Here is a 21229-nt window from a genome sequence, read left to right on the forward strand (position 1 = left end):
GGAAACCGCGTGAGCGATCTGTTCGACAACATAGAAAAGAAGACTAATGTTAAAAAGGAAGACATCTTTAAATTGGCTAATTCGGTTCAAGGTGCAGATTTTACCGATGAAAAAACGGTACGTAAACTGATTGCCAATGTTGCACGTGTTGCTAACGTGAACGTGACGAAAGAAAAGGAAGACCGAATCGTAAAGGCTATTGTAAACAAGAACATCCCATTCGATCTTTCTTCGATCGCAAAACTTTTTAGCCAGAAATAGCGAAAGAGTTTGAAACTTAGGCTAATCAACGATACCGCCTTCAAAAAAGAACATATACTAAAAAGGAACCATCAATGTGCAGAAGCACGCTTCGAAGTGAAATTCATATAGTCAAAAGCTGAGGAAAAGCCCCTTTCTTCAGCTTTTTATTTGTTTTCTATAAAGGACAACTGTTCATGAATATTTGAAAACGCTATAGGTAAAACACTGTAAGTTTTGATATAATGATCTGCAGTGCAGGTTAGAATGGTATGGCAGGGAGGATTAATAATGTCGCCAGGATTAATTAAAATGTGGGTGGCGCTTGCGGCGCTTGGATTAATGTTCATAGCTGTTATGGCTATTATGCTAAGTCGATCTAAATTAAAAGGTTTTTTTCGTGTAATTGTTTCCACTTTCGCTTATTTATGTATGTTCGTTTCGGGGGTGCTCATGCTTCTCGTTGTGTTTACAGGACCTACTAATTAAGACAGCAAATCTGCGAATAAGGAATGAGTGAAATGAAACGATTAGGTCAACAACTTATCATATGGACATGCCTTGTAACGATTCTTTCTGGATGTCTATATCCGGAAAGTAAAAAAAACGAAAATCAAATCCCTTACACAGATCAGATTCAATCTGTTCAATCCGCTGTTGAGCAATACCAGCAGAATAAATCGATTCTTCCGATCAAAACGAGGGAACAGGGCACGCCTATTTACCAAAAGTATCCGATTGAATTTAAGAAACTAGTCCCTGCTTTTTTACAGCAGGCACCGGGTAATTCTTTTGAAAGTGGTGGTGTGTTTCAGTACGTCTTAATAGATGTAGAAGAGAATCCTACTGTAAGATTAATTGATTTAATTACAGTAGAAAAAGTAAAGGATCTTCAATTAAGGATTAATGATTATCGAAGAAAAAATAGCTATCCTCCGTTTAAAGATGTTTTAGCAAGGGACCGCTATTCAATTGATTATGATGCGCTTGGGATGGACAAGGAAGAGATGGTAACAAGTCCGTTTACAAATGAGCAGCTGCCATTCTTTCTGGATGAAAATGGTGCTGTTCACATCGATTATACGAAAGATCTAAATCAAGCGATCGCAAGTAACCCTAACCATTCATATGAGAATGGAGACGATATTCGAGATTTACTAGCCGATAATTCGTTTTTTGTACCTATATCGTCAGTCCCGTACACAATTGAAGATGACAAAGCTGTTTTTTTAGTGAAATAGGTATTTTCCCTTCTCTTTAGCAATACATCTATAAAAAAGAGGAGGGACTTTTTTATGGTTATTTTTAGGAAGGGACAAAAAGTGTATCTCCTGCATCAAATCCTTTTACTCTGATCTGTCATATTTATTGGACAACATCATAGAATGATAGTGTTCAAGAAAGTCTGCGGTCTATAGTGAATCATTTCGTCCATAGAGGCGGAATCCAGGAGGCGATCACGTGGAGAGAGTGGATATCTTCAAAGATATCGCAGAGCGTACAGGGGGAGATATATACCTTGGAGTCGTAGGTTCTGTTCGAACAGGTAAATCGACATTTATTAAAAAGTTCATGGAACTTATCGTACTACCTAATATGGAAAACGAATCCGACAGAGCGAGGGCACAGGATGAGCTTCCGCAGAGTGCAGCGGGACGGACCATTATGACGACGGAGCCTAAATTCGTACCGAACCATGCCATTCAAATTCACGTTGAGGATGGATTAGATGTAAACGTGAGACTCGTAGATTGCGTAGGGTATGCTGTTCCAGGTGCGAAAGGCTATGAAGATGATGAAGGCCCTCGAATGATTAACACGCCTTGGTATGAGGAGCCCATACCATTTCAGGAAGCAGCTGAAATTGGAACAAGAAAGGTTATTCAGGAGCATTCGACCCTTGGTGTCGTGATTACGACAGATGGATCGATTGGAGAAATCCCACGACACGATTATTTAGAATCGGAAGAGCGAGTCGTGGAAGAATTAAAAGAAGTAGGCAAGCCGTTTATCATGATTGTCAATTCAGCTCATCCTCATCACCCTCAAACAGATGCCTTAAGAGGTGATCTTGCTAACAAATATGACATTCCTGTTCTTGCGTTAAGTGTTGAGAGCATGACAGAACATGATATTAACAATGTGATGCGTGAAGTGCTCTATGAATTTCCAGTTCTTGAAGTGAACGTTAATTTACCGAGCTGGGTAATGGTGCTTCATCAGGATCACTGGCTCAGACAGAACTATGAAGAATCGGTAAGGGACACAGTAAAAGATATTAAACGGCTTCGAGATGTTGATCGAGTTGTAGGGCAGTTTGAAGCATTTGAATTTATACAGGATGCCAGACTGGCCGGAATTGAAATGGGTCAGGGGATCGCGGAAATTGATCTTTATGCGCCAGACGATTTGTATGACCAAATTCTTAAAGAGGTAGTTGGTGTTGAGATTAGAGGAAAGGATCACCTGCTTCAATTAATGCAGGAATTTGCTTTTGCGAAAGCTGAGTACGATCACGTATCAGATGCACTTAGAATGGTGAAGCAAACGGGATATGGGATTGCAGCACCAGCAATTGAAGATATGAGTCTGGATGAGCCTGAGATTATCAGACAGGGATCGAGGTTTGGCGTAAGACTTAAAGCGGTGGCACCATCCATCCATATGATTAAGGTCGATGTTGAATCAGAGTTCGCACCAATTATTGGTACGGAGAAACAAAGTGAAGAGCTTGTTCGCTATTTAATGCAGGATTTTGAAGAAGATCCGCTATCAATCTGGAACTCAGATATCTTCGGGCGATCACTTAATTCGATAGTAAGGGAGGGCATCCAGGCTAAACTCGGGTTAATGCCTGAGAATGCTCGCTACAAATTAAAGGAAACGTTAGAACGCATTATTAACGAAGGTTCGGGAGGATTAATTGCGATCATATTATAACGTAACCGACTCCACTATTTGGAGTCGGTTTTTTAAAGGTTTTGGTTTAACGTTACATAATTTTTGGGTATTATCAGCTTAGAGAGGTCAGGGAGAAGATAGGTAAATTATGAAATAGACTAGTGAAAGCGCCATAGAATCAAAGCTGATTGAATTGACTGATTTTAAATAAACAATCATCTGAAGCGTTTACAAACTGTGTAAATAGCGGATAATAGGTAAAAAAACACTGAAAAATCGTCGAAATCAGGACAAACGTATTGAATTCTTTCGCGTCTTCGTATATTATAAGGCATGCAAACGTACTAAACGTGCATTGCAACGTATAAATATTGGTCATTAAGTGAATGATTTATTTATCCATCTCTCTTGAGAGGAGGTGAACAGAATGAACAAGACAGATCTAATCAATGCTGTTGCAGAATCTGCAGAGCTTTCTAAAAAAGAAGCGACAAAAGCTGTTGACTCAGTTTTTGATAACATTATGCAATCCTTGCAAGAAGGCGACAAAGTTCAACTAATTGGTTTTGGTAACTTTGAAGTCCGTGAGCGTTCTGCTCGTAAAGGGCGTAACCCTCAAACTGGCGAAGAGATCGAAATCGCTGCAAGCAAGGTTCCTGCATTTAAACCTGGTAAAGCCCTTAAGGATGCAGTAAAGTAAGAAATACATAGGGCAAGAGAAGAGTCGCACATTTTGCGGCTCTTCTTTTTTGCTAACTTTTTATCCTTATGCTAGAATCTTCATAGAGAAGGCCCTGAATGGAGGAGTAAGAACCATGTACGAAGTTAACCACGAGAAAATACAGGAAGCAGTTATAATGATCCTCGAAGCGATCGGAGAAGATCCTGAACGTGAGGGGTTGTTAGATACTCCAAAACGCGTTGCAAGAATGTATGAAGAAATTTTCCAGGGGCTACATCAGAATCCAGAAGAACACTTCCAAACGATTTTCGGTGAAGATCACGAGGAACTTGTCCTTGTTAAAGATATCCCGTTCTATTCCACATGTGAGCACCACCTTGTTCCATTCTTTGGAAAGGCTCATGTTGCATACATACCAAAAGGTGGCAAGGTAACAGGTCTCAGTAAGCTTGCAAGAGCTGTAGAGTCGGTTACAAAGCGTCCTCAACTTCAGGAACGAATTACATCAACAATAGCTAATTCAATGGTAGATACGCTTGATCCCCACGGTGTGATGGTAGTCGTGGAGGCTGAGCACATGTGTATGACGATGAGAGGCGTTAAAAAGCCTGGATCATCCACAGTAACATCAGCAGTCAGAGGTGTTTTTGAAAGCGATGCAGCTGCACGATCTGAAGTGCTTGGATTGATTAAAAGCTAATTCTATTAAAGCGGAGTGATCGAAATGAAAAACGAAGGAAATGATTTCTTTGTCATTAAAGCGCTCGAGAACGGTGTGAATGTCATTGGATTAACGCGCGGTTCCGACACGAGATTTCATCATTCAGAAAAGCTCGATAAGGGTGAAGTGATGATTGCTCAATTCACTGAACATACTTCTGCTGTTAAAGTTAGAGGGAAAGCCGTTATCCAAACTGAGCACGGCGAAATAAGCACAGAAGAGTAAAGCAGGATGTCGTAACCTGCTTTTCTTTCATTTTTAAACGGCAGTGTGTCGTTTTAGGTCGTGATTTAATGTGATATACTAGAATTAAATACATATTTAATTGGAAGACATGTTAGGGGTATGGGATATGACAAATCCGAAGGAAACCGCATATAAACAAATAGAAGGAGTTCGGGACATGCTGCAGTCTCGCTTATCCCATTCATACTTGCTTCGTTTTATCGATTTTCCAATCATTGATGAAGAGAGATTGTATGTGTTCTACGGCATACTTGAACAGACGAAGCTTGAACAGAAGAGGAAAGAGGATACACTTCTTTCAATTATGCTTGTTCAAATTGCACTTGATACGCATGAACTAATTTCACTTGAAGAGGTTGAGAACGAGAATGAACGAAAAAATCGCCAGCTAACCGTACTTGCAGGCGATTATTTTAGCAGCATGTATTACCACATTCTTTCTAAATGGCACGATAATGAGCTTATCCGGACTCTTTCAGAAGCGATACAAGAAATAAACGAAGCGAAAATGTCATTTTATCAAACAGACTATCACTCCATTGAAGCGATCTTCACTAACTTAAAAGAGATCGAATCGATTCTCGTTCGGAAGGTTGCCGAACATTATGACCTTGATGAGTGGCAGGCATTTGGGTCACAGTATTTCTATATGAATCGCCTTCTATTTGAACGAAAGCAGGACCTTGTTCGTTCAGGATCCAGCTTGCTTCATAAACTCTCTTTTGCCGTTCTTTCTAGGAGAGAAACCAGGCTCACGAGTGAACAGTTAGCTAAGGGAAGATCGGTTTTGGATTCGTATATTGAGCATGCAAAAAAGGAGATCGATGTGCTTCTCAAGCATTATAGTGAGCTTCACGGCATGTTTTGTCATCGATTAGAGTTTAATTGGGGACTCACTGGTATTCATGAAAAGAAAATGGCGGAAGAGGGATAAAGGATATGACTACATCTAAAGAAGAACGTGTACATGATGTTTTTCAGACGATTTCAAAGCGCTATGATGTAATGAATTCCGTCATTAGCTTTCAACGTCATAAAGCCTGGCGAAAAGATACAATGCGCTTAATGGATGTCCAAAAAGGTGCTACAGCACTCGACGTATGTTGTGGAACAGCAGATTGGACGATTGCAATGGCTGAAGCTGTTGGAGAAAATGGTCAAGCAATTGGTCTTGACTTTAGTGAAAACATGTTGGAAGTTGGATCAGCTAAAGTTAAAGAAAGTAAGCAGGATAACATTACGCTGATGCATGGAAATGCGATGAACCTTCCGTTTGAAGACAACTCATTTGATTATGTGACGATTGGTTTTGGTCTTCGAAACGTTCCGGATTATAATCAAGTGATTAAAGAAATGTACAGGGTCGTTAAAGCAGGCGGTCAGGTTGTTTGTCTCGAAACATCTCAGCCAACCATTCCTGGCTTTAGACAGGTGTATTATGGCTATTTTAAATATGTTATGCCCGTCCTTGGGAAAATGTTGGCTAAAAGCTACGATGAGTATTCCTGGCTACAGGAGTCAGCAAGTTCATTCCCTGGTAGAGATGAGCTTAAAATGCTTTTCTTTAAAAATGGCTTCAGTCGTGTCGACGTAAAGCCATACTCCGGTGGAGTCGCGGCGATGCATAGAGGAATTAAACCAGTACAAACATAAAATGAAAATAGATATTTTGTGATAATCAGTTAGGTGGATCTCATGAAATTAAAAACAATATATGCGTCCTTGAAAAAAGATTTATCCTTTATTGAATTTGAACTGGAGCAGACGGTAAATGCTCATCATCCAGTATTACGAGAAGCTTCTAACCACCTATTGAAAGCTGGAGGGAAACGTATCCGTCCTGTTTTCGTTTTGCTATCCGGGAAATTTGGAGATTATAATCTTCCCCTTATGAAGAATGTTGCGGTGGCCCTTGAGTTAATTCACATGGCCTCACTTGTCCATGATGATGTGATTGACGATGCTGAGATGCGTAGAGGTGCAAAAACCATTAAAGCAAAATGGGATAACCGTGTCGCCATGTATACAGGCGATTATATTTTTGCGCGAGCAATCGAACTGGTGACAGAACTTCAAGATCCAGCAGCTAATCGCATCCTTTCAAAAGCTATTCTGGAAATGAGTATTGGTGAAATTGAACAAATACGTGATCAGTTTAACTGGGAACAAAATGTGAGAGATTATTTTCGCAGAATTAAACGAAAGACTGCTCTTTTAATTGCAACCTCATGTGAGCTTGGAGCTGTTGCTGCAGGAGTATCAAAGGAAGAGCAAGTCCATCTCAGACAATTTGGCTATTATGTTGGCATGGCTTACCAGATCACGGATGATATCCTTGATTATACTGGAACTGTTAAACAGCTCGGAAAGCCAGCTGGAGGGGATTTATTGCAGGGTAATATTACCTTACCTGTTCTTTATGCAATGAACCAGGGGAATAGTAAGCAGGAGATCATGGCTGTTTTCTCAGAGGACTTGAACGCCTCTCAGGAAGAGGTAGATCAAGTACTCTCCATTGTTAAATCGTCCGGTGGTATAGAATACGCTCAAGGAATAAGCGATCGTTATCTTCAAAAGGCATTTGAAGAGCTTGATCAGCTTCCTTATCATTCTGCAAGAACATCGCTAAAACAAATCGCTGAGTATATCGGGAAACGAAAATATTAAAAGGAAATGTTGTTATTTTTCCGAAAATTTGATAGAATTTTGAAGGGCAGAAAAACTGTTTCTGCCCTGTACATATATCCTGTTGAAGGTGAGGAGATTTTCGTGGAAAAAACGTTTCTAATGGTCAAGCCTGATGGCGTGCAACGGAACCTGATTGGCGGAATTGTATCACGCTTTGAGAAGAAGGGCTTTAATTTAGTAGGTGCAAAATTGATGACGATTTCAAAAGATCTCGCAGAAACACATTATGGAGAGCATAAAGAGCGCCCGTTCTTCGGCGAACTTGTTGATTTCATTACATCAGGTCCTGTATTTGCAATGGTATGGGAAGGCGAAAATGTTATTTCAACAGCTCGTACTATGATGGGATCTACAAACCCAAAGGACGCAAATCCTGGAACTATTCGTGGAGATTTTGGAGTTCAGGTAAGCATGAATGTTATTCATGGATCGGATTCTCCAGAAAGTGCAGAACGGGAAATTGCTTTGTTCTTTAATGAAAGTGAATTGAACGAGTACACCAAAACCATATCAAAGTGGGTTTAATTTTAGAACAGAAATGAAAGCGCTTATATTTAAAAAAACCGGACAGTTCATGTCCGGTTTTTTTATGTCAGGCTCATTCGAATGAAATGCCTAACAGAACTTCTTTTTTAATCATACTAGCAACGGAAGAACTGAAATGTTAAAGGTAACGGTCATTTAGGGAACCATATGGTAAAGTATACGAAAGAACTTACAGAATAGTGTTTTTTTTGAGTTTTTGTGGTAGGATATCCGCAACCATTCAATCAAAATAGTAAAAATCATTACACGAAGTTTATGCGGTATGATATAGTAGTACGTAAAAGCGTCAAAGGATATTGGAGGAGATAGGATGAGATACTTAACAGCAGGAGAATCACACGGACCACAATTAACAACAATACTTGAAGGGCTTCCGTCAGGGCTTGAATTACTTGCGGAAGATATTAATACAGAGCTTGCGAGACGCCAATTGGGCCATGGTCGCGGACGGAGAATGCAAATCGAGAAAGATCAGGTCCAGATTCTAAGCGGTATTCGCCATGCGAAATCGACTGGAGCGCCAATAGCGCTGGTTGTTGAAAATAAAGACTGGACGCACTGGAAAAATTACATGGGCGCTGAACCTTTAACAGAAGAGCAAGAAAAGAATATGAAGCGCCAGATCTCACGTCCACGACCGGGACATGCTGATCTGAACGGGGCGATTAAGTATGGTCATCGTGATATGCGAAATGTACTTGAGCGTTCTTCTGCAAGAGAAACAACTGTACGTGTTGCGGCTGGTGCTGTAGCAAAGAAATTATTAAAAACGCTAGGTATTCATGTGGCGGGCCATGTTCGTATGATCGGTGGCGTAGAAAGTAGTTATGACGGAGGTATGTCTCTTACAGAGATGCAGCGTGTTTCAGAAGAATCGCCGGTTCGAAGCCTTGATGAAGTAGCCGGTCAAAAAATGATGGAAGCGATCGATGATGCGAAGAAGAACGGTGACTCAATTGGTGGCATTGTTGAAGTCGTAGTTGAAGGGTTACCTGTTGGTCTTGGTAGTCACGTTCATTACGATCGCAAGCTGGATTCAAAAATTGCAGGTGCGATCATAAGTATTAATGCATTCAAAGGTGTGGAATTCGGTATTGGATTTGAAGCGGCGAGGAAACCAGGGAGTGAAGTGCATGATGAAATCGAGTGGTCAAAGGAAAAAGGATACACTCGTAAAACGAACCGCCTCGGTGGATTCGAAGGCGGCATGACAACAGGGATGCCGATCGTTGTTAAAGGGGTTATGAAGCCAATTCCAACTTTGTATAAGCCCCTTCAAAGCGTAGATATCGATACAAAAGAGCCATTCTCAGCAAGCATTGAGCGATCAGACAGCTGTGCTGTGCCTGCCGCAAGCGTTGTTGCAGAGAACGTTGTTGCCTGGGAAGTTGCTGCATCGATTCTTGAGAAATTCGGACATGACCGCATGGAAGAGATCGCGGAGGCAATGGATCGTTACAAGTCATATAGCCAGGAGTTTTAACTATGGAAACAATGACGATTGAAACGAGCGGTGGAAGTTATCCTGTTCACATCGGAACGGGCATTCGATCGAAATGGAGAGATCTCATTCATCAGCCGAATTCATATTCTAGCTTTTTTATTATTACGGATGAGGCTGTATCAGAAACCTATTTGACTGATGTTAGAGGGGAAACGAACATTCCGACGTTTGTTGTACCTTCAGGAGAAGCGTCAAAGTCTTTTCAGCGTTATTATGAATGCATGACGGCTTTGCTTGAAGCGGGACTTGATCGAAAGGCCTGTATCATCGCGCTCGGTGGCGGTGTTGTAGGAGATCTCGCAGGTTTTGCCGCTGCTACATATATGAGAGGCATTGACTTTATTCAGATGCCTACAACTCTACTCGCACATGATTCGAGTGTTGGGGGTAAAACGGGGATCAATCATGAGCTTGGTAAAAATTTAATTGGTGCTTTTCATCAGCCGTCAGCAGTGATTTACGATATTGACTGTTTACGTACGCTGCCTGACAGGGAATGGCGGTCAGGATTTAGCGAAGTGATTAAACATGCTCTGATTCACGATGAAGACTTTTTAACATGGTTAATAGAGCGTAAAAAGCCTGTGCAGAACTTTTCAGATGATGAACTCCAGTACATGATTAAGGAAGGAATAAGTGTTAAGGGAGCCATTGTAAAAGAAGATGAACGTGAGTCTGGTGTGAGAGCCTTTTTGAATTTCGGGCATACACTGGGGCATGCGATCGAAGCAGAGCTCGGCTATGGAAAAGTAACCCACGGGGAAGCTGTAGCAATCGGAATGATCTATGCATTAAAGATGAGTGAAGCATATTTTCATAAAACATTTCGTATTGATAAATTAAGGGAATGGTTTCTAGAAGTAGGACTTCCTGTAGATGTACCTGAAGAACTTGATGCTCATAAGCTACTTCTTCGAATGAAGAAAGACAAAAAAGCTGAAAACAACAGCATGCAATTCGTCCTACTTAAAGAAATTGGAACACCTGTTAAAGTGAGCATTCGAGATAAGGTAGCTCTTAACTTGCTCGGTGTTGAAAGGAGCTTTTAGCTGTGATCAGAGGGATAAGAGGAGCGACAACCGTTGATGAAAATGAAAAAGACGCCATTATTGATGCAACGACAAAGCTTCTGCAAGAAACGATTGACCAAAACAAGTTATCAGCGGAAAGTGTAGCTTCAATCCATTTTACGATGACAGAGGACCTGAACGCTGTTTTTCCTGCAGAAGCAGTGAGGGGCTTTGAAGGATGGACGCATGTTCCACTTATTTGCTCATCAGAAATAGCGGTTCAAGGTTCATTACCGCGTTGCATCAGGATTTTAATGTTGGTCAATTCAATAGAAGAGCAAGGTGCGATCCAGCACGTTTATTTAGAGAAAGCTGTGTCACTTCGCCCGGACCTTGCTAGTTGACAAAAAGGGTTCACCATACTAGGATAGAAATAAGTTTAGAGCAGAGGCCAGAGTAATACGAGTTGAAAGAGCTGAGAATAGGATAGTTGAGTTGAGGAGAGCTTAGAGGGATACGTCTATACACCCCCTGAGGTTATTCAGGGGGTTTTTATATACCCTTTTTCGGTATTGTGATAATTCAGACTTATATGGTCTGCTTTTTGTCATACCACATTTTGAATCCTCGTTTACTTAACTTTTCCATTCTCCATTACACTACATGGAGAGGTGAGAAAGTTGACTACAGATTATTCTTCTTTTAAAAAGGATGCCGCTACATACGGTACGATTCCTTTAATGAAGTCGTATTTCCTTGATACGGCTACACCCATTCAAATTTTTCAAAACATTGGCGAGCGAGCCAGTTTCCTATTAGAAAGCAGCGATCAGGAATCAAGATGGTCACGGTATTCATTTATAGGGGTCGATCCTGTTTATTCACTTATTGAACAGAAAGGATTATTTTCGGTTACGGATGTTAACGGCAATAGCATACTAGAGCGTGACGATTTCCAATCAGGTGTTCAGGGGTTATTTGACTATTTAAATCCTAAACTACCGGAAACTGATTTTCCATTTTACGGAGGGGCTGTCGGTTATATTGGCTATGATGCGGTGAGCGGGTTTGATAAAGTTCCTGAACATCCAGATCGAGATGAAGATATGCCACTTTTCCATTTTATTGTGTGTGAAAATTTACTAATCTATGATCATCATTTAAAAAGACTTACGGTTTGCCACCATGCGAGGGTTAATGATGGGGCAGATATAAAGGGGATTTACGACCATTCATTGTCGGTTATGGATGAACTCGTTTCTGTCGCCTCGATGGCAGCAAAGGGGGATGCAATGCATCTTCCGGCAGACTCAGTTGATGATGTGGATTTTTCACAAGTGAAATCGAACTACGAAAAAAACCAATTTTTGGAAGATGTCGATAAAATCAAACAGTATATCGAAAATGGGGATGTTTTCCAGGCTGTCTTATCTCAGCGATTTGAAAAGGACATATCGATAAATGGTCTTGATCTCTACAGGGTTCTTAGGATCATTAATCCTTCTCCTTATATGTTCTATTTAAAAATGAACAATGTTGAGATTATCGGAAGCTCACCTGAGAAGTTAGTGCAGGTTCAGGACGGCAAGGTTGAAATTGATCCAATCGCAGGAACTAGAAAGCGGGGCAAAACGGATCAAGAGGATCAAGCGCTAGCGGAAGAGCTTTTAGCCGATGAAAAAGAACGGGCGGAGCACTATATGCTTGTGGATCTTGCCAGGAATGACGTAGGAAGGGTAGCTCAATACGGCAGTGTTTCTGTACCGCAGCTCATGGACATTGGTCGTTTCTCACATGTGATGCACATTATTTCGAAAGTTACAGGAATTCTTTCACCTCAGTTTACGAGCCTTGATGCAGTTGTGGCTTCGTTTCCTGCTGGTACCGTTTCTGGTGCGCCTAAAGTAAGAGCGATGCAAATTCTGAATGAACTTGAACCCACTTCACGTTCCATTTACTCTGGTGCAATTGGCTATATCGGATTTGATGGAAATATTGATTCGTGTATCGCTATTCGAACAATGGTCATTAAAGGTGGTAAGGCATATGTACAGGCGGGAGCAGGAATTGTTGCTGATTCAGTACCAGAAAGTGAATGGGAAGAAACACGAAATAAGGCAAGTGCCCTTATTAAAGCGATCCAGGTAGCGGAATCGATTTTTGATCAAAAGGAGGAGCGGTTAAATGTTTAAAGAACAACTACAGAGAATGATTGAAGGAAATACATTGTCAGAAGCCATTGCCGAAAAGATGATGAATGTTATTATGGAAGGAAAAGCAGATGATGCCCAGATCGCTAGCTTTCTTACCATTTTAAAAATGAGAGGAGAAACGGTTGAGGAACTAACAGGATTTGTCCGATCGTTACGAAGCCATGTTGTTCAACTTGATCACGGTGGTCTTCCACTCATTGATACATGTGGAACTGGTGGTGATGGACAATCAACCTTTAACATTTCAACTGCTTCAGCCATTCTTGTTTCAAGTCTTGGAGTGAAAGTAGCAAAACACGGGAATCGAGCAGTATCATCTAAAAGCGGTAGTGCTGATGTTCTTGATGAACTTGGCATTCCAACGCAGTCTTCTAGAGAAGAAGCCATCGGAACCTTGAAAGAAAGAAACATGTGCTTCTTGTTTGCCCCAAATTATCATGTGGCAATGAAGCATGCTGTCAGGGCTCGTAAAGCCATTGGATTTCGGACGGTCTTCAATAGCCTGGGGCCACTTGCTAATCCAGCAGGTAGCCAGTCACAGCTAATTGGGGTTTATAGTCATGATAACGCGTTAAAAATGGCAGAGGCTTTAAAGCGACTTGGAACGGAACGCGCATTACTTGTCACAGGCGGAGAGGGCATGGACGAATGTTCTATTTCAACACACACTGATTTTGTTGAGTTAAAAGAAGGCGAGGTCTCAACTTACCGTCGAACCCCAGAGGATGTTGGACTAACATCGTGCGACCAGAATGATTTAAAAGTGGAAACATCGCGGGAGAGCGCCGAGCTCATTCAAAGAATATTTGATGGAAATGGAAATGAAGCAAGTACAGGAATTGTTCTATACAATGCAGGTGCAGCACTCTATCTTGCAGGAGCAAGTGAGTCGATAAAAGATGGCGTTCGTATGGCAAGAGAATCGATCGCTATTGGAGATGCAAGAAAACAGCTTAATCTTTTAAGTGCACAAAAGGAGTTGAATGTACATGCTTGATAGGATAATCGAAGTAAAGCACGAAGAAATGGTGCGTTTTAGAATGCCAGAAGATAAACAGTTTTCTAAAGTATCGTTTGTGAACAGCTTACGAAATCCAACACGTGAAATTGGCCTCATAGCAGAAGTGAAGAAAGCATCGCCATCAAAAGGGATCATTAATAATGACTTTCACCCTGTTGAAGTTGCGAAAGCATATGAAACAGCCGGGGCTGATGCTATTTCTGTGTTAACTGATGAAACGTTTTTTAAAGGATCAAACGCTTATTTAACAGAAGTTAAGAAGCATGTAGGACTTCCGATATTAAGAAAAGATTTTATTATTGATAAAAGACAGATTGAAGAGAGCAAACGAATTGGTGCAGATGCTATTTTATTAATCGTAAGGGCTCTCGGTGCTCAGAAAACGAAGGAATTCTATGATGTTGCAGTAGAATACAACTTAGAATGTCTCGTTGAAGTTCATTCTGTTGAAGAACTTCAGCAGCTTACGGAATTGTTCACGCCTGACGTAATAGGAATTAACAATCGCAATCTTGCAACCTTTGAAACATCAACTAAAGAAACGCATGCCTTAAGTCAATACGTGCCCGCTTCCTCAATCATGATTAGCGAAAGCGGGATTTCAACTTATGAAGATATCAAGGACGTTAAGCGAGCGGGAGCATCGGCTGTTCTTGTTGGAGAAGCGCTGATGCGTGGTGGTGCGTATGAAGCAGGAATCAAGCGTCTCTTTGGTGAATCAATCCATGAAAAAGCCTGAATTAAAGCTTTGCGGAAATCGGTCGGTTCAGGATTGGGGAACCGTTCGAATGAGCGGAGCCGATTATGCCGGTTTTATATTTGCTCCCAGTAAACGACGAGTAACAGATGAACAGGTGGCGAACTGGTTAAGTGACTATCCGCCTGAGTCTATTAAAATCGTCGGTGTCTTTGTAAATCCAGAGTTAGAAGACCTTGCGGAAACTGTGAGCAAAGTACCGCTTGATATACTCCAATTACATGGGAAAGAAACACCCGTATTCGCAGCAAAAGTAAAACAAATGACAGGAAAACCAATCTGGAAGGTGCTTCACCATGGTGAAGACGCACAGGACGATATGTTGCTTTTCCGAGGAATAGCCGATGGTTATGTAGTTGATACGAAATTACCCGGACAATGGGGTGGGACAGGGAAACGATTTGATTGGGGGGCAATTCCTGGCTATCAGACCGAAGCAAATGAGCAGCATGTTCCACTTTTTATTGCAGGTGGGATAAACCCTGATAATGTGAATGAATTACTTAAATTCCATCCAGATGGTATTGATGTTTCAAGTGGTATCGAAAGCAGTGAGCAAAAAGACGAATATAAAATCAAGCGAATGAGAGAAAGGCTGGGATAAAGATGGCAACAAGTGTACCAGATCAGCGCGGAAGATATGGAAGGTATGGTGGGAAGTATGTACCAGAGACCGCAATGTATGCTTTAGAAGAACTTGAGGAATCGCTTGATAAAGCAATGGCAGATCCTCAATTTATGGCAAACTATCATGAGGAATTAAAGAAATATTCCGGCCGTCCAACCCCAATCACACATGCTGAAAACTTATCGAAACGTCTTGGCGGGGCGCAAATTCACTTGAAGAGAGAAGATCTTAACCATACAGGTGCACACAAACTCAATAATGCAATTGGACAGGCACTTCTTGCAGTGCGAATGGGTAAAGAAAAAATTGTTGCTGAAACAGGCGCAGGTCAACATGGGGTGGCAGCCGCAACGGTTGCAGCGCGATTTGGACTTGAGTGCAAAGTATTTATGGGTGAAGAAGATATTAGACGCCAGGAATTAAACGTCTTCCGTATGAAGCTGCTTGGAGCGGAAGTTGTACCTGTGTCTTCAGGAAGCAAAACGCTTAAAGATGCGACAAACGAAGCGATTCGTTACTGGGTATCTAACGTAGAGGACACGTTCTATCTAATTGGTTCCGTCGTTGGTCCACACCCTTATCCGAAAATGGTCCGTGATTTTCAGCGCGTTATTGGTGATGAATCACGTGAGCAGCTAACAGACCTGCCTGATAAAGTGATTGCCTGTGTTGGTGGTGGGAGCAACGCTATGGGCATGTTTTATCCGTTTCTTCAGGATGATGTCACACTAATTGGAGTAGAAGCGGCCGGAAAGGGCATTCATACCGGTGAGCATGCGGCAACGCTATCAGAGGGGCGTCTTGGCGTAATTCACGGTTCAATCACCTACCTTCTTCAAAGTGACACTGGTCAAATTCAGGAGCCGCACTCCATATCAGCCGGACTTGATTACCCGGGAATAGGGCCAGAACATGCTTATCTTTCTGAAACCGGTCGGGTTACGTATACGGGCATTACAGACAAAGAAGCTCTTGATGCGCTAAAGGTTCTTTCTGAGGAAGAAGGAATTATCCCTGCAATTGAAAGTGCTCACGCGCTCTCTGAAGCAATGAAGCAAGCTCCTGAGATGTCAAGTGATGAAGTCATTCTTGTCTGTCTTTCAGGTAGAGGTGATAAAGATGTTCATACAATTATGGAACATCTTGGAGGTGACGTTGATGAATAAACGTTTTGAGAAGTTTGTAAATGGACGCAGTGATTTGTTTATACCGTTTATTGTAGCGGGTGATCCGACTGAAGAAGCAACGATCGAGCTAGCGCTCATGCTCCAGGAGGAAGGAGCTAATGCTCTAGAACTTGGCATTCCTTATTCTGATCCCCTGGCAGATGGCCCCGTTATTCAGCGGGCATCACTTCGAGCGCTTGAGCATGGGATGAGTCTTGAAAAAGCGATGAATCTGGTTCGAAAAATGCGTGATCGTGGGCTTGAAATTCCAGTTGTGATATTTACTTATTATAATCTTTTGTTACAATTAGGAGAAGAACGCTTCTTTGCTTTAGTGCACAAAAATGACATCGATGGTCTTTTAGTGCCTGATCTTCCTTTCGAGGAGAGTGAAGAATGGAGGAATAGCTGTAAAAGCAATGAAACTGCACTTATTTCTCTTGTTGCACCAACAACTTCCGATAAGCGGTTGAAAGCCATTGCGAGTGAATCATCAGGATTCCTTTACTGTGTTTCCTCTCTAGGTGTAACAGGAACGCGTAAGGATTTCCATTCGTCCGTTTTTGATTTTCTAGAACGCGTTAAAGGACATAGTGAAGTGCCGGTGGCTATTGGATTTGGTGTTTCAGCTCCAGATCAAGTTGAGAAATTAAAAAACTTCTGTGATGGCGTCATAGTTGGGAGTGCGATTATCCGTCAGGTGGAATCGCACATTGAGGCCCTATCAGAGGAAGCATCCCGGAAAGAGGCAGTAGATCAAATCCGTACGTATGTGCGCGATCTGGTTTCTCCTTATGGGAAAGCGAAAATTCACACGTGAGGTGCAGGCATGATTCCAAAACGACAAATGAAAGGTCTTATCCCTTATAAGCCAGGAAAACCTATTGAAGAAGTAAAAAAAGAACTTGGATTAAAAGAAGTTGTTAAACTGGCATCAAATGAAAATCCATACGGTTCATCTGAATTTGTTAAAGAAGCGATTCAAAAAGAACTATCCCAGCTACACATTTATCCAGATGGTTATGCAGCATCCCTTCGCACTGCGGTAGCAGAGCGTCTTCAGGTGGATGAAAACCAGCTTGTCTTTGGTAATGGATCTGATGAAGTAGTCCAAATGCTCTGCCGTACGTATCTTGAAAAAGGGACAAATACGGTAATGGCAACGCCAACTTTTCCACAATATCGTCATAATGCTGTGATAGAAGACGCAGAAGTGAGAGAAATTCCTCTTGTTGATGGTAAACATCAGCTTGATAAAATGGTAGCGGCGATTGATGAGAACACTCGGATCGTTTGGGTTTGTTCACCAAACAATCCGACAGGGGAGCACGTGCCTGAGAAAGAATTGCTCTCATTTATGCAGCAGGTGCCGGATCACGTTCTTATTGTAGTAGATGAAGCCTATAAGGAGTATGTAACAGCTAAAGATTTCCCGAACACACTAACGTCTCTATCTGATAATCAAAACCTTGTCGTTCTCCGTACGTTCTCAAAAGCATATGGAATTGCAGCACTTCGCGTTGGTTACGGTGTAGCAAACCCAGAAGTTGTAGCAGCCATTGAGCCGTCCCGTGAGCCATTTAACACCTCCCGTGTCGCACAGGCTGCAGCGATTGCCGCTCTTAATGATCAAAACTTTATTGAGATGTGTCGAATAGAAAATGAGAAGGGAAGAAATCAATACTATGATTTTTCCAGTCAGTATGGTTTAACCGTGTATCCTTCTCAGGGAAACTTTGTTCTTATTGACTTTGGTGTTCCTGCAGATGAAGTCTTTGATTATTTGTTAAGAAAAGGATATATAGTCAGATCCGGTTCAGCACTTGGCTTCCCAACTTCGTTACGAATTACGGTTGGTTCAGAAGAGCAAAACAAAGACATTATTGCCTGTCTGTCTCACTTTATGGACCAAAGAAAGGATCAATCATGAGAGTGGCGGTCATTGGACTTGGCTTGATTGGAGGGTCGATCGCGCTTGCTGTTAAGAAGGAGCATAAGGATGCGTTCATCACGGGGTTTGATGTGAATCCTAATCAACTACATCTCGCAAAAGCACTTAGAGTTGTTGATGAAACAGCTTCTTCTTTGGAAGAAGCTGTTCAATCAGCTGACTTTATCATTATTGCAGCCCCTGTCGTTCAGACCGAGCAGATAATCGAACAATTAAGTACTATTTCATTAAAGAAAGATGTCATTGTTTCTGATGTAGGGAGTACGAAAAACTCAATAGTGATACACGCCGGACGAATTCTTGATCCTTCCATTACATTTATTGGTGGACATCCGATGGCAGGTTCTCACAAAACGGGTGTTTCTGCTGCAAAGGCACACCTGTTTGAAAATGCATTTTATATTCTAACACCTGACAGCAATGTAGATGAACAGAAAATGAGCCGTCTCATGGACCTGTTAAGAGGTACTAATGCTACCTTTGTTGAATTAGACGCAGAAGAACACGATTATCTTGTTGGATTAATCAGCCATTTCCCACATATTCTATCTGCGAGCTTGGTTAACTATGTGAGTGAAAGTAACAACAACCAACCTTACAATGTAGCTCGTTTTGCTGCTGGAGGATTTCGCGATATTACCCGAATCGCTTCAGCAAGTCCGATTATGTGGCGCGACATTCTATTAAAAAATAAATCAGTTCTACTTCAATTGACAGAGGACATGAAGAAAGAACTAAGTCGAATTCAGAGATACATTGAACAGGAGGATGGGGATAAAATCTTCAACTATTTTGCTGAAGCAAAAGAATTTAGGGATGGATTGCCCGTTCGCTCAAAAGGTGCTATTCCAGCTTTTTATGATCTATTTCTTGACGTACAGGATCAGCCCGGGGTCATTGCATCCGTCACACAGAAACTCGCTGGAGAAGAAATCTCAATAACCAATATTCGCATTATTGAAACGCGGGAAGACATCATGGGCGTGTTACGACTTAGTTTTCGATCAGAACAGGACCGTGAACGCGCTAGAGTTGCTCTTGAGCATGACTTTGATACGTATGTAGATGACAAATAAGGAGTTCGTGAGTATGGAAACAATAACCAAAGCACAAAGTTTGCAGGGAAGCGTTATTATACCAGGGGACAAATCGATTTCTCATCGAGCCGTCATGTTTGGCGCGATTGCAAAAGGAACAACGAGAATTACGAACTTTCTTCCTGGTGCTGATTGTCTCAGTACAATTAGCTGTTTTAAGCAAATGGGAGTACATATTGAACAGGATGGTGCGTCAGTGGTTGTAAAAGGTAAGGGCATGGATGCTTTGCAGGAACCAACAGAACTTCTCAATGTTGGAAACTCAGGTACCACTTTTCGTCTCATGATGGGCCTACTTGCCGGAAGACCTTTTCATTCCGTCCTTGCCGGTGATGAATCAATTGCGAAACGCCCAATGAATCGTGTGTCAATTCCCTTACTTCAAATGGGCGCTACTATTGATGGAAGAAACAATGGAACATTTGCACCAATTTCGATTCGTGGCGGTAATCTCAACGGGATTTCCTATGATTCACCTGTAGCTAGTGCACAGGTGAAGTCTGCTATTTTACTTGCAGGTTTACAGGCCACAGGTAACACAACCGTGACGGAGACACATCGCTCACGGAATCATACAGAGAATATGTTCGAAAGTTTCGGAGTTAACGTAATCCGTGATGGGCTTTCTGTTAGCGTAACCGGTGGCCAGGAACTGAAAGCAACAAATGTGGAAGTACCTGGTGATATCTCATCCGCCGCTTTTTTCCTTGTCGCAGGTGCTATTGTTCCTGATAGTACAATCACTCTTTTAAATGTAGGAATAAATCACACACGCTCAGGTATTGTTGATGTTCTCGAGCAAATGGGTGCCGATCTAACTATTCAGAACAAGCGAATTGTTAATCAAGAAGAAGTAGCGGATCTCACCATTAAAACGAGTGAACTTACTGGTATTACGATTGAAGGAGAAATGATTCCACGATTGATTGACGAACTTCCTGTTATTGCTTTGCTTGCTACACAGGCTCAAGGTACGACAGTTATTAAAAATGCGGAAGAACTGAAGGTGAAAGAGACCAATCGCATTGATGCAGTTGTTCATGCTTTAAACAAGCTCGGCGCTTCGATCGAGGGAACAGGTGATGGTATGATCATTAAAGGTCATACGCCACTGCATGGTGGCGAAGTCTCGAGTCTAGGAGATCACCGAATCGGGATGATGCTTGCAGTAGCAGGTTGCATAACTGACGGTAAGGTTAATCTAAAATTACCTGAAGCAATCAGAGTTTCTTATCCAGATTTTTTTGATCATTTAAAACAGCTTAGAGCAGGTTCTTAAGAATCTGCTCTATTTTTATAGAAATTTTCGAAACAATCTGTTGATTTTACAGGATTCCCTGTTATACTAAGAATAGTAATGGTTTCTCTCCACTCCTATCCATATTTATTTTTTCCCTGTGTTTTGAAAGCGCTAACAAAGGCTTTCTGCACAGGGAATTTTTTTCATTGATATTTTTTATCATATCTTTAGAACTCAGTTTATAGCTTGTCATGATGAGGAGCAAATCATAAATTGGTTGTTGGAACGAAGATCGATACAAAATAACAGACGGGAGGCTTGAAAAGGGAATTCGATGCTCGATTCATATGATTATCACCTTTTATCATACACGGTCATTCTTCCATTTGACCTCATAAAGATATATCCAGGAAATGGGTGTTTAACCACGGGAGCGGATTTTGAATACAATCTGTTTCGTTCAGATTCAGGCAATCGAGTTGAAGAACAACAGATTCTTGATTATGATGAAAGGGAGTCGATCATTTAAGGACTTCGTGGAGAATTACTTAAGGTGAGTGATATCCTTATATTAAAGCCGGGATTCGGGAAACGTTTTGTCATTCCAAGAACAGCATT

24 protein-coding genes are annotated in these 21229 nt (G+C 41.6%); all 24 read left to right on the forward strand.

Features of this window, described 5'->3' with window-relative positions; translation table 11 throughout:
* Positions 1-9: 9 nt before the first annotated feature.
* The 24 genes from ABFG93_RS20435 (at position 10) to ABFG93_RS20550 (ending at position 21140) form a co-directional block, all read left to right on the forward strand.
* Positions 10-261 (forward strand): stage VI sporulation protein F, encoded by a 252-nt coding sequence (locus ABFG93_RS20435; RefSeq protein ID WP_048309228.1) that lies wholly within the window; start codon positions 10-12, stop codon positions 259-261.
* A 270-nt stretch (positions 262-531) separates the two neighbouring features.
* Positions 532-729 (forward strand): DUF2768 domain-containing protein, encoded by a 198-nt coding sequence (locus ABFG93_RS20440; RefSeq protein ID WP_347549838.1) that lies wholly within the window; start codon positions 532-534, stop codon positions 727-729.
* A 32-nt stretch (positions 730-761) separates the two neighbouring features.
* Positions 762-1481 carry a hypothetical protein gene (locus ABFG93_RS20445; protein WP_347549839.1) on the forward strand — a complete coding sequence of 240 codons (720 nt, stop codon included), beginning with the start codon at positions 762-764 and terminating at the stop codon, positions 1479-1481.
* A 220-nt stretch (positions 1482-1701) separates the two neighbouring features.
* Positions 1702-3180, forward strand: a complete 1479-nt coding sequence (gene spoIVA / locus ABFG93_RS20450) for a stage IV sporulation protein A (protein ID WP_347549840.1) — start codon at positions 1702-1704, stop codon at positions 3178-3180.
* Between the two features lie 388 nt (positions 3181-3568).
* Complete coding sequence (locus ABFG93_RS20455) at positions 3569-3841, forward strand: HU family DNA-binding protein (protein ID WP_048309232.1); 273 nt, start codon at positions 3569-3571, stop codon at positions 3839-3841.
* Positions 3842-3956: 115 nt separating this feature from the next.
* Complete coding sequence (gene folE / locus ABFG93_RS20460) at positions 3957-4523, forward strand: GTP cyclohydrolase I FolE (protein WP_347549841.1); 567 nt, start codon at positions 3957-3959, stop codon at positions 4521-4523.
* Positions 4524-4547: 24 nt separating this feature from the next.
* Positions 4548-4769, forward strand: a complete 222-nt coding sequence (gene mtrB, locus ABFG93_RS20465) for a trp RNA-binding attenuation protein MtrB (protein ID WP_347549842.1) — start codon at positions 4548-4550, stop codon at positions 4767-4769.
* A gap of 127 nt (positions 4770-4896) precedes the next feature.
* Positions 4897-5724, forward strand: a complete 828-nt coding sequence (locus ABFG93_RS20470) for a heptaprenyl diphosphate synthase component 1 (protein WP_347549843.1) — start codon at positions 4897-4899, stop codon at positions 5722-5724.
* 5 nt (positions 5725-5729) lie between these two features.
* Complete coding sequence (locus ABFG93_RS20475; RefSeq protein ID WP_347549844.1) at positions 5730-6443, forward strand: demethylmenaquinone methyltransferase; 714 nt, start codon at positions 5730-5732, stop codon at positions 6441-6443.
* 42 nt (positions 6444-6485) lie between these two features.
* Complete coding sequence (gene hepT, locus ABFG93_RS20480; protein ID WP_347549845.1) at positions 6486-7457, forward strand: heptaprenyl diphosphate synthase component II; 972 nt, start codon at positions 6486-6488, stop codon at positions 7455-7457.
* A 102-nt stretch (positions 7458-7559) separates the two neighbouring features.
* Complete coding sequence (ndk, locus tag ABFG93_RS20485; RefSeq protein WP_347549846.1) at positions 7560-8003, forward strand: nucleoside-diphosphate kinase; 444 nt, start codon at positions 7560-7562, stop codon at positions 8001-8003.
* A 331-nt stretch (positions 8004-8334) separates the two neighbouring features.
* Positions 8335-9507: a chorismate synthase gene (gene aroC / locus ABFG93_RS20490; RefSeq protein WP_347549847.1), complete on the forward strand. Its 1173-nt coding sequence runs from the start codon at positions 8335-8337 to the stop codon at positions 9505-9507.
* A 2-nt stretch (positions 9508-9509) separates the two neighbouring features.
* Positions 9510-10577 carry a 3-dehydroquinate synthase gene (aroB, locus tag ABFG93_RS20495; protein WP_347549848.1) on the forward strand — a complete coding sequence of 356 codons (1068 nt, stop codon included), beginning with the start codon at positions 9510-9512 and terminating at the stop codon, positions 10575-10577.
* A gap of 2 nt (positions 10578-10579) precedes the next feature.
* Entirely contained in the window at positions 10580-10942 is a 363-nt protein-coding gene (gene aroH, locus ABFG93_RS20500; RefSeq protein ID WP_347549849.1) for a chorismate mutase, read from the forward strand.
* Between the two features lie 276 nt (positions 10943-11218).
* Positions 11219-12730 carry an anthranilate synthase component I gene (trpE, locus tag ABFG93_RS20505; RefSeq protein WP_347549850.1) on the forward strand — a complete coding sequence of 504 codons (1512 nt, stop codon included), beginning with the start codon at positions 11219-11221 and terminating at the stop codon, positions 12728-12730.
* Entirely contained in the window at positions 12723-13748 is a 1026-nt protein-coding gene (trpD, locus tag ABFG93_RS20510; protein ID WP_347549851.1) for an anthranilate phosphoribosyltransferase, read from the forward strand. Before trpE ends, trpD begins: the two co-directional genes overlap by 8 nt.
* The gene (gene trpC / locus ABFG93_RS20515; RefSeq protein ID WP_347549852.1) at positions 13741-14511 is read left to right on the forward strand and encodes an indole-3-glycerol phosphate synthase TrpC; all 771 of its coding nucleotides are present in this window, start codon (positions 13741-13743) and stop codon (positions 14509-14511) included. Before trpD ends, trpC begins: the two co-directional genes overlap by 8 nt.
* Entirely contained in the window at positions 14498-15133 is a 636-nt protein-coding gene (locus ABFG93_RS20520; protein WP_347549853.1) for a phosphoribosylanthranilate isomerase, read from the forward strand. The genes trpC and ABFG93_RS20520 overlap by 14 nt, the downstream gene beginning before the upstream one ends.
* A 2-nt stretch (positions 15134-15135) precedes the next feature.
* Positions 15136-16323 (forward strand): tryptophan synthase subunit beta, encoded by a 1188-nt coding sequence (trpB, locus tag ABFG93_RS20525; protein WP_347549854.1) that lies wholly within the window; start codon positions 15136-15138, stop codon positions 16321-16323.
* Complete coding sequence (trpA, locus tag ABFG93_RS20530) at positions 16316-17143, forward strand: tryptophan synthase subunit alpha (protein WP_347549855.1); 828 nt, start codon at positions 16316-16318, stop codon at positions 17141-17143. The genes trpB and trpA overlap by 8 nt, the downstream gene beginning before the upstream one ends.
* Before the next feature lie 9 nt (positions 17144-17152).
* On the forward strand, positions 17153-18253 hold the full coding sequence (gene hisC, locus ABFG93_RS20535) for a histidinol-phosphate transaminase (protein WP_347549856.1): 1101 nt from the start codon (positions 17153-17155) through the stop codon (positions 18251-18253).
* Positions 18250-19350, forward strand: coding sequence for a prephenate dehydrogenase (locus ABFG93_RS20540; protein ID WP_347549857.1), 1101 nt, complete (start codon positions 18250-18252; stop codon positions 19348-19350). The genes hisC and ABFG93_RS20540 overlap by 4 nt, the downstream gene beginning before the upstream one ends.
* 13 nt (positions 19351-19363) lie before the next feature.
* The gene (gene aroA, locus ABFG93_RS20545; RefSeq protein ID WP_347549858.1) at positions 19364-20650 is read left to right on the forward strand and encodes a 3-phosphoshikimate 1-carboxyvinyltransferase; all 1287 of its coding nucleotides are present in this window, start codon (positions 19364-19366) and stop codon (positions 20648-20650) included.
* Between the two features lie 295 nt (positions 20651-20945).
* Positions 20946-21140 carry a hypothetical protein gene (locus ABFG93_RS20550; protein ID WP_347549859.1) on the forward strand — a complete coding sequence of 65 codons (195 nt, stop codon included), beginning with the start codon at positions 20946-20948 and terminating at the stop codon, positions 21138-21140.
* Positions 21141-21229: the final 89 nt, after the last annotated feature.

Origin of the sequence: Pseudalkalibacillus hwajinpoensis, assembly GCF_039851965.1 — a bacterium.
GTDB lineage: Bacteria > Bacillota > Bacilli > Bacillales > Guptibacillaceae > Guptibacillus > Guptibacillus hwajinpoensis_E.

Excerpts from the sequence above, each read along its gene's own strand:
- trpA (WP_347549855.1), top strand. The coding sequence starts at position 16,316 with ATGAATAAACGTTTTGAGAAGTTTGTAAATGGACGCAGTGATTTGTTT.
- aroB (WP_347549848.1), top strand. The coding sequence starts at position 9,510 with ATGGAAACAATGACGATTGAAACGAGCGGTGGAAGTTATCCTGTTCAC.
- ABFG93_RS20440 (WP_347549838.1), top strand. The coding sequence starts at position 532 with ATGTCGCCAGGATTAATTAAAATGTGGGTGGCGCTTGCGGCGCTTGGA.
- hepT (WP_347549845.1), top strand. The coding sequence starts at position 6,486 with ATGAAATTAAAAACAATATATGCGTCCTTGAAAAAAGATTTATCCTTT.
- folE (WP_347549841.1), top strand. The coding sequence starts at position 3,957 with ATGTACGAAGTTAACCACGAGAAAATACAGGAAGCAGTTATAATGATC.
- aroA (WP_347549858.1), top strand. The coding sequence starts at position 19,364 with ATGGAAACAATAACCAAAGCACAAAGTTTGCAGGGAAGCGTTATTATA.
- trpB (WP_347549854.1), top strand. The coding sequence starts at position 15,136 with ATGGCAACAAGTGTACCAGATCAGCGCGGAAGATATGGAAGGTATGGT.
- trpD (WP_347549851.1), top strand. The coding sequence starts at position 12,723 with ATGTTTAAAGAACAACTACAGAGAATGATTGAAGGAAATACATTGTCA.
- ABFG93_RS20445 (WP_347549839.1), top strand. The coding sequence starts at position 762 with ATGAAACGATTAGGTCAACAACTTATCATATGGACATGCCTTGTAACG.
- mtrB (WP_347549842.1), top strand. The coding sequence starts at position 4,548 with ATGAAAAACGAAGGAAATGATTTCTTTGTCATTAAAGCGCTCGAGAAC.
- hisC (WP_347549856.1), top strand. The coding sequence starts at position 17,153 with ATGATTCCAAAACGACAAATGAAAGGTCTTATCCCTTATAAGCCAGGA.
- ABFG93_RS20550 (WP_347549859.1), top strand. The coding sequence starts at position 20,946 with ATGCTCGATTCATATGATTATCACCTTTTATCATACACGGTCATTCTT.
- ABFG93_RS20470 (WP_347549843.1), top strand. The coding sequence starts at position 4,897 with ATGACAAATCCGAAGGAAACCGCATATAAACAAATAGAAGGAGTTCGG.
- ABFG93_RS20520 (WP_347549853.1), top strand. The coding sequence starts at position 14,498 with ATGAAAAAGCCTGAATTAAAGCTTTGCGGAAATCGGTCGGTTCAGGAT.
- aroC (WP_347549847.1), top strand. The coding sequence starts at position 8,335 with ATGAGATACTTAACAGCAGGAGAATCACACGGACCACAATTAACAACA.
- ABFG93_RS20475 (WP_347549844.1), top strand. The coding sequence starts at position 5,730 with ATGACTACATCTAAAGAAGAACGTGTACATGATGTTTTTCAGACGATT.
- trpC (WP_347549852.1), top strand. The coding sequence starts at position 13,741 with ATGCTTGATAGGATAATCGAAGTAAAGCACGAAGAAATGGTGCGTTTT.
- ABFG93_RS20455 (WP_048309232.1), top strand. The coding sequence starts at position 3,569 with ATGAACAAGACAGATCTAATCAATGCTGTTGCAGAATCTGCAGAGCTT.
- ABFG93_RS20540 (WP_347549857.1), top strand. The coding sequence starts at position 18,250 with ATGAGAGTGGCGGTCATTGGACTTGGCTTGATTGGAGGGTCGATCGCG.